18 protein-coding genes are annotated in these 19,242 nt (G+C 53.0%); 15 read left to right on the plus strand and 3 right to left on the minus strand.

Annotation, left to right across the window (positions count from 1 at the left end):
- The first annotated feature begins 42 nt into the window (after positions 1 to 42).
- From NSQ46_RS11615 to NSQ46_RS11640, 6 genes are all read left to right on the plus strand, one after another.
- On the plus strand, positions 43 to 492 hold the full coding sequence (locus tag NSQ46_RS11615) for a YlbF family regulator (RefSeq protein ID WP_007128670.1): 450 nt from the start codon (positions 43 to 45) through the stop codon (positions 490 to 492).
- A gap of 157 nt (positions 493 to 649) precedes the next feature.
- Entirely contained in the window at positions 650 to 1,435 is a 786-nt protein-coding gene (locus tag NSQ46_RS11620; protein WP_007128669.1) for an NUDIX domain-containing protein, read from the plus strand.
- 64 nt (positions 1,436 to 1,499) lie between these two features.
- On the plus strand, positions 1,500 to 2,048 hold the full coding sequence (locus NSQ46_RS11625) for an isochorismatase family cysteine hydrolase (RefSeq protein ID WP_007128668.1): 549 nt from the start codon (positions 1,500 to 1,502) through the stop codon (positions 2,046 to 2,048).
- Positions 2,049 to 2,106: 58 nt separating this feature from the next.
- Positions 2,107 to 3,558: a nicotinate phosphoribosyltransferase gene (locus tag NSQ46_RS11630; protein ID WP_007128667.1), complete on the plus strand. Its 1,452-nt coding sequence runs from the start codon at positions 2,107 to 2,109 to the stop codon at positions 3,556 to 3,558.
- A gap of 440 nt (positions 3,559 to 3,998) precedes the next feature.
- Complete coding sequence (locus tag NSQ46_RS11635; protein WP_342576781.1) at positions 3,999 to 5,000, plus strand: acryloyl-CoA reductase; 1,002 nt, start codon at positions 3,999 to 4,001, stop codon at positions 4,998 to 5,000.
- Between the two features lie 82 nt (positions 5,001 to 5,082).
- Entirely contained in the window at positions 5,083 to 5,610 is a 528-nt protein-coding gene (locus NSQ46_RS11640) for a hypothetical protein (protein WP_028405577.1), read from the plus strand.
- 163 nt (positions 5,611 to 5,773) lie between these two features.
- Here NSQ46_RS11640 and NSQ46_RS11645 read toward each other — a convergent pair whose 3' ends face one another.
- The gene (locus NSQ46_RS11645; protein ID WP_342576782.1) at positions 5,774 to 6,298 is read right to left on the minus strand and encodes a molybdenum cofactor biosynthesis protein B; all 525 of its coding nucleotides are present in this window, start codon (positions 6,296 to 6,298) and stop codon (positions 5,774 to 5,776) included.
- A 113-nt stretch (positions 6,299 to 6,411) separates the two neighbouring features.
- Between NSQ46_RS11645 and NSQ46_RS11650 the strand changes: the two genes are divergently transcribed.
- The 9 genes from NSQ46_RS11650 (at position 6,412) to NSQ46_RS11690 (ending at position 15,162) form a co-directional block, all read left to right on the plus strand.
- A complete protein-coding gene (locus tag NSQ46_RS11650) occupies positions 6,412 to 7,452 on the plus strand; it encodes a GTP-binding protein (RefSeq protein WP_342576783.1) in 1,041 nt (346 codons plus the stop codon).
- A gap of 117 nt (positions 7,453 to 7,569) precedes the next feature.
- Positions 7,570 to 7,908, plus strand: a complete 339-nt coding sequence (locus tag NSQ46_RS11655) for a four-helix bundle copper-binding protein (RefSeq protein WP_007128662.1) — start codon at positions 7,570 to 7,572, stop codon at positions 7,906 to 7,908.
- 227 nt (positions 7,909 to 8,135) lie between these two features.
- A complete protein-coding gene (locus NSQ46_RS11660) occupies positions 8,136 to 9,257 on the plus strand; it encodes a hypothetical protein (RefSeq protein ID WP_210095119.1) in 1,122 nt (373 codons plus the stop codon).
- A 186-nt stretch (positions 9,258 to 9,443) separates the two neighbouring features.
- Entirely contained in the window at positions 9,444 to 11,366 is a 1,923-nt protein-coding gene (locus NSQ46_RS11665; RefSeq protein ID WP_341342141.1) for an oligopeptide transporter, OPT family, read from the plus strand.
- 7 nt (positions 11,367 to 11,373) lie between these two features.
- On the plus strand, positions 11,374 to 11,742 hold the full coding sequence (locus tag NSQ46_RS11670; RefSeq protein WP_007128659.1) for a PqqD family protein: 369 nt from the start codon (positions 11,374 to 11,376) through the stop codon (positions 11,740 to 11,742).
- A gap of 260 nt (positions 11,743 to 12,002) precedes the next feature.
- On the plus strand, positions 12,003 to 12,890 hold the full coding sequence (locus NSQ46_RS11675; protein ID WP_007128658.1) for an ABC transporter ATP-binding protein: 888 nt from the start codon (positions 12,003 to 12,005) through the stop codon (positions 12,888 to 12,890).
- A gap of 1 nt (position 12,891) precedes the next feature.
- The gene (locus NSQ46_RS11680) at positions 12,892 to 13,626 is read left to right on the plus strand and encodes a hypothetical protein (protein ID WP_210095116.1); all 735 of its coding nucleotides are present in this window, start codon (positions 12,892 to 12,894) and stop codon (positions 13,624 to 13,626) included.
- Between the two features lie 80 nt (positions 13,627 to 13,706).
- Positions 13,707 to 14,171, plus strand: a complete 465-nt coding sequence (locus tag NSQ46_RS11685) for a hypothetical protein (RefSeq protein ID WP_342576784.1) — start codon at positions 13,707 to 13,709, stop codon at positions 14,169 to 14,171.
- A gap of 61 nt (positions 14,172 to 14,232) precedes the next feature.
- Positions 14,233 to 15,162, plus strand: a complete 930-nt coding sequence (locus tag NSQ46_RS11690) for an S-layer homology domain-containing protein (RefSeq protein WP_244152655.1) — start codon at positions 14,233 to 14,235, stop codon at positions 15,160 to 15,162.
- A 200-nt stretch (positions 15,163 to 15,362) separates the two neighbouring features.
- Here the strand turns inward: NSQ46_RS11690 and NSQ46_RS11695 are convergent, their stop codons facing one another.
- Positions 15,363 to 17,468 carry an ABC transporter ATP-binding protein gene (locus NSQ46_RS11695; protein ID WP_342576785.1) on the minus strand — a complete coding sequence of 702 codons (2,106 nt, stop codon included), beginning with the start codon at positions 17,466 to 17,468 and terminating at the stop codon, positions 15,363 to 15,365.
- Positions 17,469 to 19,226, minus strand: a complete 1,758-nt coding sequence (locus NSQ46_RS11700) for an ABC transporter transmembrane domain-containing protein (protein ID WP_210095113.1) — start codon at positions 19,224 to 19,226, stop codon at positions 17,469 to 17,471.
- Between the last annotated feature and the right edge of the window lie 16 nt (positions 19,227 to 19,242).

The raw sequence follows: 19,242 nt of genomic DNA on the forward strand, positions 1-19,242 counted from the left end.
AATTGGGTTTATATAGATGACAAAGAATTGGAGCGATGAACCTTGGCACACGAACATGGTCGTACGAACACTTATGGTATGAAGACCTATAATACAAGAGAGCTAATTATTCGAGACGATATTTTGGCTAAAGCCGGAGAATTGGCTGAGATGATCTCCACCAGCGAGGAAGTGCAGGTGTTCAAGAAAGCGGAGGAGAAAATCCGCAATCACGAGCGCGTTCAAAGCTTGATCAAGACAATCAAGAAGAAGCAGAAGGAAATTGTAGCATTTGAAACCTTCCAGAACAAGGAAATGGTTGCTAAAATCGAACGCGAGATCGAGGAGCTGCAGGAGGAGATAGACAGCATTCCGCTGGTCGCGGAATTCCAGCAAAGCCAAAGCGATATCAACTACCTGCTTCAGCTGGTCGTGTCGGTCATTCATGACACCGTATCGGAAAAGGTAAATGTGGAAACCGGGAAAGACACGCCGCCAAGCAGCTGCGGATAAACCATTGAGGGTGCGGATATGAACTCCGCACCTTTTATACGTTAAAGAATCGAAAATGCAGCAATTGGGGCATAGTAATCCATATCTGCAATTCCTGGCAAGGAAATCCTTGACATCATTTTTATATATGTCATAATGAAATTATCAAATTAATATTATGGTGATGGATATGACGGATCATGAACAGGCGCCAAGCAGCAGTGCCAAGAAGTACAGAACGCCGGACGGTGTGCCTGCCGACATCGTGATGTTTACGTTGACGAAGCGGGAGCGCAAGACCTTCACCAAGACCCTCCCGATTCGGGAGCTGAAGGTCATGCTCATTCGCCGCAGATCCTGGCCGTGCGCCGGGATGTGGGCGCTGCCCGGAGGTTTTTGCCGGGAGAGCGAGTCCATTTACGATGCTGCCAAGAGAGAACTGAAAGAGGAAACAGGCGTGGACGGCGGCCATCTGGAGTATTTGGGCGTCTACAGCGCACCGGGGCGCGATCCCCGCGGCTGGATTATCAGCCATGCGTTCTATGCGCTGGTGGAGGAATGGATGCTGGAGCACCGGCAAGCAGCCGATGATGCGGAAGAAGTCGGACTGTTTACGATCAACGAGGCGTTGGAGGAGCTCGAGCTTGCCTTTGATCACCGGGATATCATCATGGATGCTTACCGGAAGATTCAGCAGCAGATGCTGCAGACGACGATCGCCCGGCAGTTTCTGCCCGAATTTTTTACGCTGAGCGAGCTGTACCAGGTGATACAGACGGTTGTGCCTGAGTTTAAGGAGCCGAATTTCATCCGCAAAATTACGTCGACCCGCAGCCGGCAGGGGATTTTGGAAGAGGTACGGGACGATAGCGGCAAGCCGCTAAGCTCCAACCAGTATTCCCAGCGGCCGGCGCAGTTGTATCGCTTCACGGATCATGTACCGTTGTTGTCGATTTATACGTAGGATTAAAGATGCAGGTGCAGGTGTATTTTTTCAATGTCATCATTCTGTAGAGGAGTGTGTCATGATGAAGGCTTTGATCGTGATAGATTTCACGAATGATTTCGTGGACGGCAGCTTGCCGGTAGGAGCTCCCGCCGTAGACATTCAAGGAACGATTGCCAAGCTGACGAAGCAGTACTGCGAACGGGGAGACTTTGTAGTGATGGCTGTTGATCTTCATGAAGAGAAGGATCCATACCATCCGGAGACAAAGCTGTTCCCGCCCCATAACATCCGCGGCACCCGCGGGCGTGACCTGTATGGGGAGCTGCAGGAGGTTTATGAGGGTTATAAGGATCGCATTTATTGGATGGATAAAACGCGGTACAGCGCCTTTTGCGGTACGAATCTGAATCAGAAGCTGCGGGAGCGTGGCATTACCGAGGTGCATTTGATCGGGGTTTGCACTGATATTTGCGTACTGCATACGGCAGTGGATGCTTATAATTTCGGATACGCGATTACCGTTTATGAGGATGCGGTGGCAAGCTTTAATCCGCAGGGGCATGAGTGGGCGTTAGGTCATTTTAAAGGCAGTCTCGGAGCGGCAGTCGTACGAAGCGACGCTAAATAATGGACGGCGACATTTTCCCGTCACGGGATAGCCGGGTATTACTTGGAGGATGATGGTTATGCAGACAGCAGGATTGGCACTTCACACGGACAAATATCAGATTAACATGATGTATGCCCATTGGATCAACGGTTCCCACCGAACCCGTGCGGTCTTTGAAGCGTATTTCCGCAAGCTGCCGTTCGGGAACGGCTATGCGGTATTTGCCGGATTGGAACGTATCGTGAACTACATCGAGTCCTTGCGTTTTTCGGAAGAAGATATCGCTTATCTGGCTAAACAAGAGGAGAACTATAAGCCGGAATTTCTGGATGAGCTGCGCAGCTTCCGGTTTCGCGGAAGCATTCATTCCATGCCCGAAGGTGCGCTTGTGTTCCCGAATGAGCCGCTGATCCGGGTGGAGGGCACCATCTTCGAAACGCAGCTTGTGGAAACGGCAATCTTGAACTTCATGAACTTCCAGACCTTGATCGCAACAAAGGCTTCACGGATTCGTCAGGTTGCCGGCAACGACATCCTGCTGGAGTTCGGCACACGTCGTGCCCAAGAGCTGGACGCGGCCGTTTGGGGCGCACGCGCAGCGTATTTGGCAGGCTTCCATGCAACGTCCAACATGCTTGCCGGGGAGAAATTCGGCATTCCGACGAAAGGCACCCATGCCCATTCCTGGGTACAGACCTTCCGGAGCGAGCAGGAGGCCTTCGACATCTTCGCCCAAGTGATGCCCGATCAAGTCACGCTGCTGGTCGATACGTTCGATACGCTCAAGAGCGGAATCCCGCATGCGATCGCCACGGCCAAGAAACTGGAAGCCCAAGGGAAACGGATGAATGCGATCCGCCTAGATAGCGGCGACCTGGCATATCTGTCGATTCAGGCCCGTAAAATGCTGGATGAAGCCGGGCTGTCGTATGTAGGGATCGTCGCATCCAACGATTTGGATGAAGGGACGATTATGGATTTGAAAGCGCAGGGAGCCAAGGTGGATACTTGGGGGGTAGGAACCCAGCTTATCACTGCAGCGGACCAGCCCGCGCTCGGGGGCGTATATAAGCTTGTCGAGCGGGAGGTTGACGGCAAGATGGTGCCGACCATCAAAATCTCCGGCAATCCCGAGAAGGTTTCGACCCCTGGCAAGAAGGACGTGTACCGGATTATTTCCCGGGGAAGCGGGAAAGCAATCGCCGATTATATTTGCTTTCCGGATGAGCCGATGCCGCCGGAGAGCGGCAAGCTGAAGCTGTTCAATCCGCTTCATCCTTACATGCGCAAAAATGTGCGGAATTTTGATGCGATCCCGATGCTTACGCAGATCTTTAAGGACGGCGAGCTCGTCTACGAGCTGCCGAAGCTGGAGGAGATCCGCAGCTTTCATAATGCACAGCTGGATCAGTTCTGGCCTGAGTATTTGCGGAAGCTGAACCCGGAGATTTATCGGGTGAATCTGAGTGAAGAGGTCTGGGATGTCAAGCAGCGGATGATGGCTGAGTTTATGGAGCATGATGAATAACATTTGCGGATATGATAATGACGCTCCCTTCGAAGCACTGCTTCCGAGGGAGCGTCTTTTTCGTGCCCCCACGCACATTCGCTCTAAAAACTTCAAAGGTAATCCACTAAAAGTTATTTGTTAACCGGCTTTTTTCATCCAGGATAAAGCGGTTATCAGGCTATTTCTCGGGAAAGCGCAGGAATCGCCATCGTCCGTGAGTTTATACATGTTCTCGACAATTTGGATTCACTTGCGGCAGGCAAGAAACCGGGATACGTTAATGATATGAATGAAATAAATCATGGTGCGATGACAGGTTTTTCGATTACGATGCAGAAGGGAAAAAAGGTATACGCGTTTAAATCTTTAGGAAGCAAGGGGTAGCGAGCCCGGGTCCACCCTCGGAAGCGGATGTACCATGTTCTCGGGCAAGAATCAGGAGAAGGAGCGATATACAGATGAACACGAATCTGCAGTTTCAGGCCTTTGTCCTCCGTCAGGACGATCAAGGAGGGGTACAAAGTGCTGTAGAAAGCTTAAGGCTGGATCAACTGCCGGAGGGAGATGTGCTCGTGCAGGTGAGCCACAGCGGTGTGAATTATAAGGATGGGCTGGCCAGCATCCCGAACAGCTCGATCGTGCGCAGGTATCCCTTTATTCCCGGAATCGACCTGGCCGGAACGGTCGTTGAATCTACGCATCCCGGCTTCAAGCCGGGGGATGGGGTGCTGTGCACGGGGTATGAGCTCGGCGTATCACATGAGGGCGGCTTCAGCCAGTATGCCAGGGTCAAAGGGGACTGGCTGCTTCATCTACCGGACGGACTGTCTCCGAGGGATGCCATGGCGATCGGGACGGCCGGCTTTACCGCGGCGCTGTCGATCGCTGCCTTGATCCGGAACGGCTTGTCGAATGATCAAGGTCCTGTGCTGGTGACCGGTGCCACTGGCGGGGTAGGAAGCTTCGCCGTATCCATCCTTAGCCGGCTTGGCTACAGCGTGACAGCATCAACGGGTAAGACCAGCCATGCCGAGTGGTTAAAGCGGCTTGGCGCAGAGGACGTCCTGTCGCGGGAAGAGACGGCAGCCGATTCCGGAAAAGCGTTGTCGAGCCAAAAATGGGCGGCTGTCGTGGATCCGGTCGGAGGAAGCCAGCTCGGCTCGCTGCTCAAGAGCGTCCGGTACGGCGGGAGCATTGCCGTGTCCGGCATGACGGGCGGCGGGGCATTTGAAACGACCGTCTTTCCGTTCATCCTGCGCGGGATCAACCTGCTTGGGATCGATTCGGTATTTTGTCCGCTGGATGTACGAACCTCGATTTGGGAAAAGCTTGCGGACGAGTGGAAGCCTGAAACCGTCCTTGCCGAAGGCATTACGGAATACGGCTTGTCCGATTTGCCGGGGCTGCTGCAGACCATACTGGCAGGAGAAGCGGTCGGAAGGAGCGTCGTTCGATTATAATGGCGGCCGGCCGCATAATGTTGCTCATCCGCAGGCATCCTATGGGAAGGAAGCCTTTGACCTAATGAAAGGGTGAGTGAACATGATGGTCCAACGATATGTTGCCGCGCTTATCATCTGTATGATTTTATCGATGACACTTGGCTGCTCCAAGCAGGTCGCGAAGGAAGAAGCACGCTTGTACAGCATGCAGGCCTATGAAGAAGGGTCGAGGGAAGCAAGGAATGCGGGACGCGGCCGAAACGGCAGATTGCTTGAAGATCTTCAAGCCGCTTTCAGCCAAGAGCATATCCGGCTGACCAACGAAACGTTTACTGAAGATGACATCGGCAACCTGACGTATCAATATCGAATCAACAATGATGCCAGTCAGTTTATTACGGTATATATTTATCAGAGTCCGGAAGCCAGACGAAAAGGGATGGACGAAATCTACGGTGCACAAGAGGGGGATGTCAACGTAGGAGGGGGCCATAACCTGATCTACAGCGACAAGGAGACATCGATCGTTTATACGTCCACAGGAGATAAGACCGATAACTACTACAGCCTGTTCAAAAAAATAGCGCCTCAATTGCTTAACGAGCATGACGGTCGTGCAGGCAGTTAATAAATGTCCTGAACCGCGAGGGGCATCCTTAAGGTCCGAAATTGGACGCTGGGATGCCCCTTGCTATGTCCTTAACGCTTGCTTCGCTTGTTCTTTAGCCCAGAATCTTAGAGGAAAGCATGACGGAAGCTTTCATTGCGTTAAGGGCTATAAACCGCTCGTATCAGCGTTTGGGCTCGTGCTTGATTAATTCCTGCTTAATATGCGTCAGCTCCGGCAACAGCAAGCGATTCATCGCCAGCTTTACGGCGCCGGTGGAACCAGGCATCGAGAATACGGCCGTATTTTGGATCGTCCCGCCAATCGCACGGCTCAAGATGGCAGCGGTTCCGATGTCCTCGGCAAAGCTGAGGTAACGGAAAATTTCCCCGAAGCCGGGAAGCTCCTTCTCCAGCATAGAAGAGACGGCTTCATAGGTCGTATCCCGGCTGGAAATGCCCGTCCCTCCCGTTAGGAGTACGATATCGATATCCGGCCGGCTAACGCCCGTACGTACGGTCTCCCGGATCTGCTCATAATCGTCCTTGACGATCGTGTATGCAGCGATCCGATGTCCCGCCTCTTGCAGGAGGCGGATCATCAGCTGTCCGCTCTTGTCATTGTCTGTGGTCCGGGTATCCGAGACGGTGACAACCATGCACTGCACGATGGCAGGGGCTTGCTCTTTATGCTCTTGAACTGAGTTCATGTCATCACTACTCCTCTTAAAGATGTAAGCGGCGGCGAAGCTTGCGATCGATCACCGAAATGTAGTACACTCGCTAGCATAATGATAAGTTGATCAAGAAGGAGTACATATTCGTGGAACATGTGACACCCATATATATTTTATCAGGTTTTCTTGGCAGCGGGAAAACAACCTTGCTATCACGTATGATCGCCTACTGGAAGGCTCAGGGCTTGCGGCCTGCGATCGTGATGAATGAGATCGGGGAAGTGAATATCGATGGTCTGATCGCCGGGGAAAATGTACCGACAGCCGAAATGCTGAGCGGCTGCATTTGCTGCTCCATCCGTGCTGATCTGACATCGGAGATCGCCATGCTTGTCCAGAACGAGAAGCCGGATGTCATCGTGATCGAGGCGACGGGCATCGCCAATCCGATGGAAATTTTGGATGCGGTAGCCGAGGCTTCCCTCTACATGCGAATGGACGTAAAAAAGCTGATAACCGTTGTGGATACCGCTCATCTGCTCCACCTCAGCGTCGAGCAAAAAGGGAAGACGTACCGCTTGATGCAGGAGCAGATTCGCTCGGCCTCCGTGCTCTTGTTAAATAAAACGGATCGGGTGAGCGCGGCGGAGAAGGATGCGATGGAGCGATTCGTGCACCGCTGGAACCCGTACGCGCCGATTTTGCCGACCGAACGCTGCGACGTGAATCTGGATGAGCTCCTAGGCAGCCTTCCGGACCACGAGAATCATCCGGTGATGCCGCGGCATTCAACCGAGCAAGAAGCGGATGAACCGCAGGGCAGGGCCGTACCTGAAGGGGTCGAGGATCAATTTCAGCCGGAATCGAGTCACACCGAGCATTCCCACCATTCCCATGATCATGTGATGTCTTATACATATTACTTCAGCCGCCCTGTCAACAGTGAGGAATTCGAGAACTTCATAGCGGGGCTTCCACGGGATGTGTACCGTGCCAAGGGGGTACTGACCTTCAGCGATACGAACAGCCGATTCCTGTTCCAGTATGCATTTCGCGAATCGGATTTCATGAAGATCACGCCTCAAGGTCGTGTTCCAGATGTCGTGGTGTTTATCGGAGAGCATTTCAACAAGTCCGTGCTGCAAGCGGAGCTTGAAGCGCTCGAAGGAAAGCGTACATCCGTCTAGGAACGGCAGGCGCAGATCAATCGTGTCCCTGCCTCGCGTGACGCAGCGCGTGATTCAACCGGTGTTCGGCAGTTTAATACAAGGGCATAGCGTTATAATTACAAGGAGGATATATCCATGATCAATGAACTCAAGTATAAAGAATGCATCGAAGCATGTCTCCAATGTATGAACGCTTGCAACGTCTGTTATGTATCCTGCCTGAAAGAATACGAGCTCGCGATGCTGCGGGATTGTATCGCGCTGGATCGCGAATGTGCCGATATTTGCGCCTTTGCCGCACAGGCAATGTCACGCAACAGCCCCTTCGTTAAGGAAATATGCGAGCTGTGCATCCAAGCATGTCTGGCATGCGCGGAAGAATGCGAGAAGCATGATCATGACCACTGCCGGCAATGTGCCGAGGCATGCCGCCGCTGTGCGGACGTATGCCGCGAGATGGTCGGCCAGCTTTAAGTCAAAGACCATGTTAATTTCCCGAAAGCCCAATCTTCTGATATCGAAGATCGGGCTTTTTGATTTCATGGAATGATAAGACAGCAACATTTTCACATCCCGCTGATTTTTTTTGTTTCATCGGATCGAAATATAGTGTATAAAAGATGAAGGTCTGCCAATTTTCAAATATTTAGGAGGTACAGGCAGACGTTAACAATTTAGGTCGAAGGGAAGAGGTTAGGAAGATGAATCGCAAGGGATGGCTGGCTTTGCTGCTGTCTGTCCTGCTCGTGCTGGCAGGCTGCAGCGGAGGTGGCAAAACGCCGACAGGGGAGCAAACCGATGCTCCCAAGGAAGAAACCAAGCAGGAGGACGCGGTATCGCCTGGAACGGGCGAACAGGCGGAGACGACTTCCGGCGAAGAAAATGAAGGCGGAGAGCCGTCTGATGCCGAGGTAGCAGGCGGTTCAGAGACAGCGGATGCGGAGGTTGTCGCTGATGCAGAAATTGTAGAGGGCGTAAGCGCAGATGGCGATGTTACACTGGATCCGAATATATGGATCAAAGGGGATGTTCAGGTAGAGGACAGTCAGGTGATTGTTGAAGGAACCAGCAATCTTCCGGCGGGCATTGAAATTAATGGGGAAATTACGGCTAGAGGATATACGATGTTCGGTTATAAGGATGATGCCCTTACGGAGAATGACGGCAGCTACCGGCTTGAAATCAAGCGGCCGGATATTACGAAGGACCCGCTGGATCTCACGGTGAATATTCAGCCGGAGGATCTGTCCGAGCCGATTCAGAAGATTCTCGGCACGAAGGGCGAGCTTCTGACCGGTCCGTATGTGCACCAATATGTTTCCGGCGACGATGAAATCTATTATGAAATCCGTGCGGCGGCGCGTATCAAGCCCGGAGCTGAACGGGCACAGCTGGAGGAGCCAGCCGGAGAAAAGCCGGACGATCAAGGCAATCCCGAGGTATGGATCAAGCCTTTGATTACCCTGGATGACAGAAATTATTATGTCAGCGGGGAGAGCAATCTACTGGAAGGCACGGAGGTACAGCTCGATATCGATATTCCGGGCAAAATACATACCGGTTATTTCGATCGCAGCCAGGTCGGCCCCGATGGCCGTTTCTTGCTGCTGATCGCAAAGCCGAAAAATGTCGGCGAGTTCTATATGATGATCCGGGTCAAGCCGGATGAGGATATGTGGCCGACGGTCAAAGAGGCTTACGGCGAGCATGGCGAGAAATTGAAAGGCAAGCATGTGAAGTCGGAGGTTGGCGACTCCGGCAATGTAAAGTATGTTGAAGTCAAAGTCAAGGTCAACGGAAAGCAAGACACTTCCGGGAAATAAAGCAGCGGTTATCATATTGATCATTCAAGAAGCCCGGAGTATCAAACTTGTTTTGATGCTCCGGGCTTTTTTGTTCTTTCCGAAGAAACATGCCCACACGTTTAGGATTGGCAGAAGAGGGCAATATAAGGGATGCTTTACGACTCGACCCCATACCTTCATACAGCTTAGAAAGGAGACATGCGCATGCAAGATGGAAAACAAGCGCAAGCGAGCAAGGGGACCGGATTCGTTCCTTACATACCCGCTTCCAAGTCGATGGCTGAGCTGACGGTATTTGCCATCATCCTGGGCATCGTGCTGGCCGTTGTATTTGCTGCCGCCAATGCATATTTGGGGCTGAAAATCGGCTTGACGGTCAGCGCCTCCATTCCCGCTGCGGTTATATCGTTAGGGGTATTAAGGGGAATATTCCGAAGGCAATCCATACTGGAGAACAACATTGTACAGACGATGACCACAGCCGGCGAAGCTGTTGCCGCCGGCACCATCTTTACACTGCCTGCGCTGTATATGTGGAATCATATTCCTTCCATGGCGACCGTAAGCTTCATTGTGCTTGTCGGCGGCTTTCTTGGCGTGGCGATGATGGTACCGCTGCGGCGGCTTCTGATCGTCAATGAACATGCCACGCTCCCTTATCCGGAGGGAATGGCTTGTGCGGAAGTGCTTAAATCCGGCGACCGGGGCGGCCGCAGCGCCCTTTTCGTCGTGTACGGCTTTTTGATTGGCGGTGTCGTCAAGGCGATGGGTGACGGCTTTAAATGGTTTAGAACCGAAATTGAGACCTATATCTACCGGTTTAAAAATGCCCTGATCGGCATGGATATTTATCCGGCTTTGCTCGGCGTCGGATACATTATCGGACCGAGGATATCCGGCCAGATGCTAGCAGGAGGGGCACTCGCCTGGCTGGTCCTCATTCCGACCATCGGTTATATCGGTGCGGGTGGACAAAGTGTCATTGCCCCGTCCGCAGCCCCGATCGGGGAGCTGACGGCCTGGGGATTGTGGGAGGATTATATCCGTTACATCGGTGCAGGCGCGGTGGCGGCAGGCGGATTAATTACGCTGGTTAAAACCTTGCCGATGCTGTTCGGATCACTCTTTGCCACCCTTGGCGGCCTTCGGAGCCGGGAACATGGGAAGGTAACGCTGGATCGTACCAACAAGGACATTCCTGCGTTCTGGGTCTTTGTGATGATCGCAATCTTGATCGTCATCATCGCATTCGCCCCGTTAACCGATGTGGGCATCATCGGGGCCATAGCGATCGCCGTGTTCGGTTTCTTGTTCGTGACCGTCGCCTCCCGAATCGTCGGGCTCGTCGGGAGCTCCTCATCGCCGGTATCGGGCATGACCATTGCGACGTTATTGATCGTCACGTTTATATTCAAAATGACGGGTTTAACGGGGATGACCGGCATGATCGCCTCGCTGACCGTCGGAGCAATCGTATGCGTAGCGCTTGCCGTATCCAGCGATATTTCCCAGGATCTGAAAACCGGATATCTGGTAGGGGGAACCCCTTGGAAGCAGCAGGTAGCGATGATGATCGGCGTCCTTGTTTCGGGACTTGTGATCGGATTCATTCTCTCCGTGTTGAATGAGAGCTACGGACTTGGTTCCGAACAGCTTCCTGCCCCGAAAGCCGTTCTGATGCGGATCATTGTTGAAGGGATTATGGCCGGCAGTTTGCCGTGGGATCTCGTGTTTATCGGCGTGGCTGCTGCTGTCGTCATCGAGCTTCTCGGCTTGAACTCGCTCACGGTTGCCGTCGGGATCTATCTTCCCATTCATGTCAGCGTGCCGATTATGATCGGAGGCGTGGTTCGCTGGATTATCGAGTTTGCTTCGCGCAAAAATGAGCAATTAAAGGCCGCCAGGGTCGAGAAAGGAACGCTGCTCGCCTCCGGCTTGATCGCTGGTGAATCTCTGATCGGCGTCATTATCGCCGTATTGATCTGGATGAATGTCGACATACCGGGCGATGTGCTGATTGCGAATAATGTGGTGCCGCTCCTTGTATTTTTGGTCGTAACCCTTATTTTGATAGGCGGCTCGTTGAGTGGGAAGCAGGAACGGTTAACCGAGGATCAGGAGGGGTGATACCGGTATGAAGCTTCGTCATAAGAAGCGGCACACTCGGCTCAATCTGTTAGAGATGAAGCCGCTGCTTAAGCCGGGGCTCCGATTCGAGCCGGGAGACGAAGGGGCGCGGGTGCATGTGCCAAGGACCTCTTGGCTGGAGCGGCAGGCTGTCCGTTTCCTAAACCAGCCCGAAGTCATCCGGGTCCGTCTGGATCGTCTTGGCGCAGCCGTCATCCGAAAATGTGACGGCGAGCATACCTTATCCGAAATCGCGCAAATGATCCATGCCGAATTTGGGGAGCAGGCCGAACCGCTGATTCCCCGGCTGGCCGCTTTCATTAAAATGGTGGAGGCGAATGGCTGGCTGGACTGGGAGCTCGCCGCAGATGAATGATCCGTCTGGGCGCAGAATGTATAATGGCCTTTACACGAGGTAAGGCTCGACGCTCGGACGGGGGCCTTTCCCAATGCCGCATGCCGCATGCCGTGCCTGAAGGCAATACAGTCCCAATTTCAGAAAAATGGCAAAAAAGCGAATAGGGCAACGTTCGCACCCACCTCCGCCTAAACCGTACAGGCGGAGGTTGTTTTTGGCATGTAAAAGGTACTACAATACATACTAGAAGCCATTTTATGGAACGGGAGCTGAGAGGTTTGCAGAAGCTGCTTTCTTTGCAGGAGGTCGGCAAACGGTTTGGAAAGGCAATCGTGCTGTCCGACGTATCCTGGAGCATCGCACGCGGGGAATGCGTCGCAATTACGGGAGGAAATGGTGCCGGAAAGAGCACCTTGCTCTGTCTTGTCGCCGGACTGGCCAATCCTTCAAGCGGTGCCAGAAGGGAACATATTAAGCCGTTAATCATTGGTTACGTACACGATCGTTTCCCGCCGCTTCGGTTCCGACCTTCGGAATACTTGCGATATATCGCCCGCATACAGGGTATAGACAAGGAGAGCGCGATCAAACGAATTGATGCCATGATGAATATATTTCAGCTGCCTGATACCATGATGAACTTATGCTCTAAGGGAATGCTCCAGAAGGTGAATGTGATGCAGGCTCTGCTTCGGCAGCCCGATTTGCTCGTCCTGGACGAGCCTCTCTCCGGATTGGATGAGCCCTCGCAGCTGGAGATGATCGGAATGCTAAGCGAGATTAAGAGGCAGGGGACATCGATCGCCATGTCCGTCCATGAGCCGCTTCTGATCGCCTCGCTGGCCGATCGGGTGACGTCTGTTGAAGGTGGAACCATTACGCGAGACGGCATCCTTGGGCAGCGGGAAGAAGCGGCGAGAATGCGGCTGGAATTCTCCCGCGTACGGCCGGACGTCATGCAGCAATTGGAGAGCAGACAGGGCTTTTTATATTGGATATCAAGAGGCAGCCCTGCTGTCATGGTCGTAGCCCAGCCGTTTACGGACGAGATGCTGGTCGAGATTCTGCGTAGCGGAGGGACGATCAGCAGATTGGAGCCCCATGGGAAAGATACGTCCGAATCGGATTTATCCGGATACGATGACGTTTCGGAGAGGGGAGCATAGCATGAGATCTGCTGCTTTAATGACATACATGCTGGCCAGCTATACGAGATCCTACCGGTATTTTGCTCCGCTGGCTTTCACAATCATCTCGGTGATGCTAATCTATTCCTATCGGCCGAATCCCATCATGGACAGCTATGCTGTGACGGCGGCGCTGCTGTTTATCGGCTCCACCTGGCTCGGGATGAATTTTTTGAACCATGACCAGGGGCGTCAATCCATGCTGCTGATCATTCATGCCGGCAGCGCGAGACGGTATTATGCCGCCCAATACGGAGCAGCCGCGATCATCGGATTCATGCTGTGCATTTTCGCCGTGGTCTATCCGGTTGCCTTCGGGATGTTCGGAGAACCGATGTCAGCGCCTATCCTCGCGCTCGGCTTTGCCGGACATTTCGGTTTGTCGCTGATCGGAATATCGCTGTCGTTATTCTTTCAGCCCGGCTGGATCGAGAACCAGGGGAGGGCGGCCGGCTGTTTGATCATTCTGATCATCCTGTCTTTGGCGGGTAAATCGCTCGTTCATTCGCTTCCTGCCTTTTACAGCTTCATCCCCTATGTCCTGCCGCCGGTTTCCGTGATGGTCGATGTACTGATGAATGCCAGGGAGCTGTCAACGCTGCGGATTTCCGGAACCGTGCTCTACCTGCTTGTTTATACGCTTGTCATGTTTGCTATCTATTTGCGGATTGCATGTAACAAGGATGCCGCAAGCTTGTCGCGAAAATCAGGTTGAAGTGGGTGAGGTCTTCCATTACCATAGGGATATCGTTTTTAACGAAACGGTAAAGACAGCCTATATCAGAGGAGGTAACGATGAAACAAACTCGACTGCTGGACAGTGACCACTCCAAAGAGCTGTTTGCCTATTTCGGATTAGCCGTATATTATTCACAGGCGCTTGAGCAGCAGCTGGCGAATTTGTTGATGCTGATTAAGCTGTCCCAAGGAAATGTGCCGTCGGAGGAGGATTTTGCGGAGCTGTACCAACGGAAATTAAGCAGCTCGCTCGGTCAGCTGGTGCATGAAATCCAGCATTACTTTCCTTTCTCCGAAGAAGAGACGGTTCAATTGAAGAAAGTGTGGAAGCAGCGCAATTATATTGTTCATGACTATTTTAAAGAACGGATTCATGAAACCTTTAGCCCGGCCGGACGTTCCCGCATGATCCGCGAGCTGACCGCCTTTAAAGACCAGGCGCAGGCCCTCGAACAGAAGCTGCAAGGCTACTCGAAGGAAATGTATGCGAAGCTCGGTCTGGACGGCGAAAAAAGCGTATAGAAAAATACGCAGATATGAAACATATTCCAACGCCCCTGCGTCAGAAATGATAGGAGGTGTTATGATGAAGAAAACAACAAAATGGTTATCTGCGATTCTGGTGGCATCCTCACTCCTAGGCGCTGGCGCTGCTTCGGCTTTTACCGATATCCAGGGAGAGAAGCAGCTGCAAATGGTGAAGGAGCTGCAAGCGAAAGGAGTTATTCAAGGCGTGAGTGCTGACCGGTTCGCTCCTGGCAAGCCTCTAACGTATGCACAGGCTGTGCAGTTGATCGTCAATGCGGTCGATTTGAAGGTGATGCCGAACTTTACGGGCCGTTCCTTCGAGAGCGTTCCGAAAGATGCCTGGTTCGCGGATGCGGTCAATATTGCGGCCCAGAACGGACTGTCCGTAACGGCGGATATGGAGTGGAATAAGCCGATCACCCGTGAGGACTTTGCGACATTGCTGGTTGAAGCGATCGGGAAAACCGGCGATTACCCGGTCGTGATGATGTACGTGAATGTGGCGGATGAGGACCAAATCAAGCAGGAAAGCAAAAGCGCGGTTCAATTTCTGCTGCTGACGAAAATCGCGAAGCTGGACGCTAACGACAAATTCCATCCGGATCAAAAGCTGAAACGGATCGAAGCGGCCGAGCTGGTGTACAACGCGGTTCAATTTATTGAAGAGCATCAGAAGAATGCCCTTCCTGCCGAGCCAGGCGAATCCGACCCAAGCGTAACGACCCGTATCGAAAAAGCGGACGAGAAGCAGAACAAAGTCACGGTAACGAAGGATGATCTGCCGCATCCGGGGTATTCCATCAAGATTACCTCGGTGGATTACGCAAGCAGCACGGAAGCGGTGATCTACTACCGAATCGTACAACCTGACCCGGACAAATTTTATCCGCAAGTGATTTCTTCATCTTCGGATGATGTGCTCATTCCGGCCAAGTATTCGAAAATTACAGTCAAAATCGATGATAAGCTTGAATTGTCGAAGTAATGCTTCAGCTGGGCCGGCATATTCGGCTGTACAAACAAGCATAAACAAGAAGGCTGCCTCACGCGTTTGAATACGCGAAAGGGCAGCCTTCTTGCATGGTTGTCTTTAATCAATGGATGTACCCGGGCGGCAAATGGGATAATGCGTTAAGCGCCGCCACTGCCGCTAGGGTCCAGGGACACAGTTTTTGGCCCTATAATTTATAGATGACTGCCTGCAGGTTTGGCAGCTAGCTGAGCTCCTACCGGCTCTTTATGCTCGGTTTGGCCGGAATTGCCTCCTTGCTGCAGCTGATACATCTTATAGTACCTTCCTTCAAGGGCCATCAATTCATCATGCGAGCCTCGCTCAACGATTTCGCCCCGGTGCAGAACAAGAATCTGGTCTGCGCTGCGAATGGTCGACAGCCGGTGCGCGATGATGAAGGTCGTGCGGCCGCGCTTCAGAACCTCAAGCGCATCCTGGATCAGCGCTTCGGTCTCCGTATCGATGTTGGCTGTAGCCTCATCGAGAATGAGGATAGCCGGATTGAATGCGAGTGCGCGCGCGAACGAGATCAATTGACGCTGCCCCGCGGAGAGCGTGCTGCCTTTCTCGATCACGGGCTCATCGAATCCTTGAGGGAGATGGGCCAGCAGCCGGTCTGCGCCAACATCACGAAGTGCCTGCTCGACCTGCTCCCGCGTAATTTCGGGATCGCCAAGGCTTACGTTCGAGGCAATCGTTCCGGTGAATAAATACGGATCCTGAAGCACGATGCCCATATGCTTCCGCAGCCACTGCTTCGGAATGTCGGTCACCGGCTTCCCGTCGATCGTAATGGTGCCTTGCTGCGGGTCGTAAAAGCGGAACAACAGGTTGATGATAGAGCTTTTTCCTGAGCCGGTGTGGCCGACAAGGGCTACCGTCTGGCCTTGCTTAGCTTCGAAGGAGATATTTTTGAGTACCCAGTCCTTCTTGTACGCAAAGGTAACGCCCTTAAATTCCACATTTCCCAAATATCGAGGCATCGAGCCGTCCGTTACGTTCTCGCCGGTTTCGTCCATCAGCTCGAACACGCGCTTCGCGGATACGATGGAGGTATCCAGCGCTGCCAGCTGATTCACCATGCCGGTAATCGGCTGGAACATCCGGCCGAGCAGGTCAACGAAGGCGTAGAGAACCCCGATCGATACGATGCCGGCCCCATTCAGCGAAGCAGAGCCGAAGTACCACAGCACGACAACGAAGCTTACGTTACGCAGTACGTTAACAAGGTTATGCGTGGTGAAGGAGTTTAGATTCAGCATCTTGTTCTGATGCGCCATGTAATCGGCGTTCAGTGCTTCAAATTCCTCCTGGGTCGCTTTCTGGCGGCGGAATACGCGAATAATGGCCATCCCCTGAATGGATTCGTTGATAATGGCGTTAATTTCACTGAGACGTGACCGGATGACCGTATTGTATTTCGTCGCGAATTTGCGGTATAGAATCGTCCATACGATCAGCATCGGAATAACAAACAGGCTGATTAATCCGAGACGAACATCCAGAAGGAACAAGGCGACATAGATCCCGGTAATGTAGACTGCGCCGGAGCTAAAGTTGGATAACACGGCTACGAACAGGTCTTTGACCGCCTCGGTATCGTTGGTAACCCGGGATACGACCTTGCCCGCCGGAAGATTATCGAAGAAGTGCACCGGCAACCGCTGAATATGCGCGTACACATCGGTCCTCAGCTTCTGGATGACCCGGTTGGCTGCCGATTGCAGCCAGTAGGTTCTGCCGAACACCGTAACCATGGACACCAGCAAGCAGATCAGGAACAGGCCGACCAGCTTGTAGATGCTGGGGAGCTCGGGCTTGTAAAACTCGAATAATTCACTTGTGGACAAGGGGACTGCCGGATACCGGAGCTGCTCCTGCCCAGCGGTGATCGTCAGCGTACCGTTCTCATAAGAGCGGGTACCGTCAACCCGCGTCACCGGTTCATGGATAAAATAGAAGCTGCGCCCGGCCTGGAGGATCCGTACCTCCTGTCCGCGTGCTTCACCCGAGGTGAAGCGGTCCTCCCGCTTGTAATAGGTTCCTTTATATTGTGCGGCGCCATCCGCTTCCTTGCTCTCATAATACGGCTTCTCAATGGCAAGGATATGGTCGTCAATCATCGTTTTGGCGATGAACGGGCCGGCGAGCTCGGCAGCCACCCCGAGCGCAAGCAGGAGCAGCGCCGCAATGAAGGTGCCTTTGGCCGTTAATGCATATCGGAACAGCCTCTTGGCGATTCCGGAATCATTGGATATCGTTGTTTCATTTGGAGTCAATTACGACACCTCCTCGGAGGTCAGATTGTTTTCGACCTGCTGGCGTTCATATTGCTCGCGGTACCAACCGCCAAGCGCCAGCAGTTCGTCATGGGTCCCCTGCTCGATGATCCGGCCGTCCTCAAGCACAACGATGAAATCCGCGTGCTGTACCGCCGACAAGCGATGGGTCGAGATCAGTGTTGTTTTGCCCGCCCGCTTGCTTCGGATATTCTCGATAATTCTCGCCTCGGTTCTGGCATCGACTGCCGAGAGGGAGTCATCCAGAATCAGAATTTCAGGGTCGCCGATAAAGGCACGGGCAAGGGAGACGCGCTGTTTCTGGCCGCCGGATAGGGCAACGCCCTTCTCGCCGACGAGCGTGTCAAGTCCATCGGACAGCGTGACCAAGTCCTTGTCGAATGCAGCAGTGGTGATCGCTTCCATAATGAGCTCGTCACTGGCGTCCTTTTTGCCGAATTGGATGTTCTGTCTCACGGTTTTGGAGAACAGAATTTGCTCTTGGGGAACATACCCGATCCAGCTGTGCAGTTTGTCGGCAGCCAGCCTCTCGATCGGAACGCCTCCGATCAGAATATCTCCGGTTCCGGTCGGATATTCATGCAGAAGCTGCTTCAGCAGCGTGGATTTACCGCTTCCCGTTCGTCCGACAACGCCGAGCGTCTGGCCTTTTTGCAGCGTAAAGCTGACATTTTTCAGATTATCGACGGATGAGGTCGGATAGCGGAACGTGACGTCCCGAAAATGGATCGAATCCGGTTGATCCAGGTCGACGGGCTGTTCCGGGTCTGCGACGTCCGGCGGCGTATGGAGTGTATCATTGACACGGTCCAAGGACGCATTGCCCCGCTGCATGATATTGATCAGCTCGCCGATCGCGAACATCGGCCAAATCATCATCCCCAGGTACATATTGAACGATACGAGATCCCCAAGGGTGATTTGGTTATGAAAGACCAGATATACGCCGTAGGCCAAGCTGATCACATAGCTCAGCCCAATGGAAAAATTAATCGTCGGCTCGAATAGAGCGTCGACTTTGGCTACGGCCAGGTTTTTGCGGTAGACATCGTCCGTGATATCCTGAAACCGCTTCTGGTCGGCACGTTCCTGTACATAAGCCCGGACGACCCGCACGCCGGCAACGGATTCCAGCACCTGGTCGTTCATATCTCCGAATGCGTCCTGCGCTAGCGTATAGCGCTTATGGATCGCTCTTCCATAGATCACCATGCCGATGGCGATGATGGGAAGCGGGAGAATCGCCGCGAGCGTCAGCTTCCAGCTGACGATAAAGCCCATTGCAAACAGAACAACGATCAAATAGATCGTGGAGTCGGTCATGACGAGCATGCCGAATCCGGCCGTGGCCGCAACGGATCGCAGATCGTTCGTTGCCTTGGCCATCAAGTCCCCGGTCCGGTTCCGTTCGAAGAACGGCGGCAGCATTCGCAGCAAGTGATTCATATAGCGGGTCCGAAGCAGGCGCTCCACGAGATTTGCGCCTCCGAACAGGCGGTGCATCCATATGTAGGTCGCGCCGTAAACGATTGCAACGATCCCGAGAATCATCAGGATATATCTGGCCAGGGAGGCCCAGGTAATGGAGCTGCTGACGATATCGTCAATCGCGTCTCCGAGCAGCAGCGGCGGCAGGAGCTCGATGAGCCCGCAAAAAATGAGGAAAAATAATCCGATTAAGTATCGTTTTCGTTCTCGCTTGAAAAACCATCCTAAATTTCGAAGTACGGCAAACATGGTATCCCTTCCTTTC

This window comes from Paenibacillus sp. FSL M8-0142, assembly GCF_038597315.1.
Taxonomy (GTDB): domain Bacteria; phylum Bacillota; class Bacilli; order Paenibacillales; family Paenibacillaceae; genus Paenibacillus_AQ; species Paenibacillus_AQ lactis.

What these genes read in the sequence shown, in the direction of transcription:
- NSQ46_RS11620 (WP_007128669.1), top strand. Translation starts at nt 650, where the DNA reads ATGGTGATGGATATGACGGATCATGAACAGGCGCCAAGCAGCAGTGCC.
- NSQ46_RS11625 (WP_007128668.1), top strand. Translation starts at nt 1,500, where the DNA reads ATGAAGGCTTTGATCGTGATAGATTTCACGAATGATTTCGTGGACGGC.
- NSQ46_RS11630 (WP_007128667.1), top strand. Translation starts at nt 2,107, where the DNA reads ATGCAGACAGCAGGATTGGCACTTCACACGGACAAATATCAGATTAAC.
- NSQ46_RS11635 (WP_342576781.1), top strand. Translation starts at nt 3,999, where the DNA reads ATGAACACGAATCTGCAGTTTCAGGCCTTTGTCCTCCGTCAGGACGAT.
- NSQ46_RS11640 (WP_028405577.1), top strand. Translation starts at nt 5,083, where the DNA reads ATGATGGTCCAACGATATGTTGCCGCGCTTATCATCTGTATGATTTTA.
- NSQ46_RS11645 (WP_342576782.1), bottom strand. Translation starts at nt 6,298, where the DNA reads ATGAACTCAGTTCAAGAGCATAAAGAGCAAGCCCCTGCCATCGTGCAG.
- NSQ46_RS11655 (WP_007128662.1), top strand. Translation starts at nt 7,570, where the DNA reads ATGATCAATGAACTCAAGTATAAAGAATGCATCGAAGCATGTCTCCAA.
- NSQ46_RS11660 (WP_210095119.1), top strand. Translation starts at nt 8,136, where the DNA reads ATGAATCGCAAGGGATGGCTGGCTTTGCTGCTGTCTGTCCTGCTCGTG.
- NSQ46_RS11665 (WP_341342141.1), top strand. Translation starts at nt 9,444, where the DNA reads ATGCAAGATGGAAAACAAGCGCAAGCGAGCAAGGGGACCGGATTCGTT.
- NSQ46_RS11670 (WP_007128659.1), top strand. Translation starts at nt 11,374, where the DNA reads ATGAAGCTTCGTCATAAGAAGCGGCACACTCGGCTCAATCTGTTAGAG.
- NSQ46_RS11680 (WP_210095116.1), top strand. Translation starts at nt 12,892, where the DNA reads ATGAGATCTGCTGCTTTAATGACATACATGCTGGCCAGCTATACGAGA.
- NSQ46_RS11685 (WP_342576784.1), top strand. Translation starts at nt 13,707, where the DNA reads ATGAAACAAACTCGACTGCTGGACAGTGACCACTCCAAAGAGCTGTTT.
- NSQ46_RS11690 (WP_244152655.1), top strand. Translation starts at nt 14,233, where the DNA reads ATGATGAAGAAAACAACAAAATGGTTATCTGCGATTCTGGTGGCATCC.
- NSQ46_RS11700 (WP_210095113.1), bottom strand. Translation starts at nt 19,226, where the DNA reads ATGTTTGCCGTACTTCGAAATTTAGGATGGTTTTTCAAGCGAGAACGA.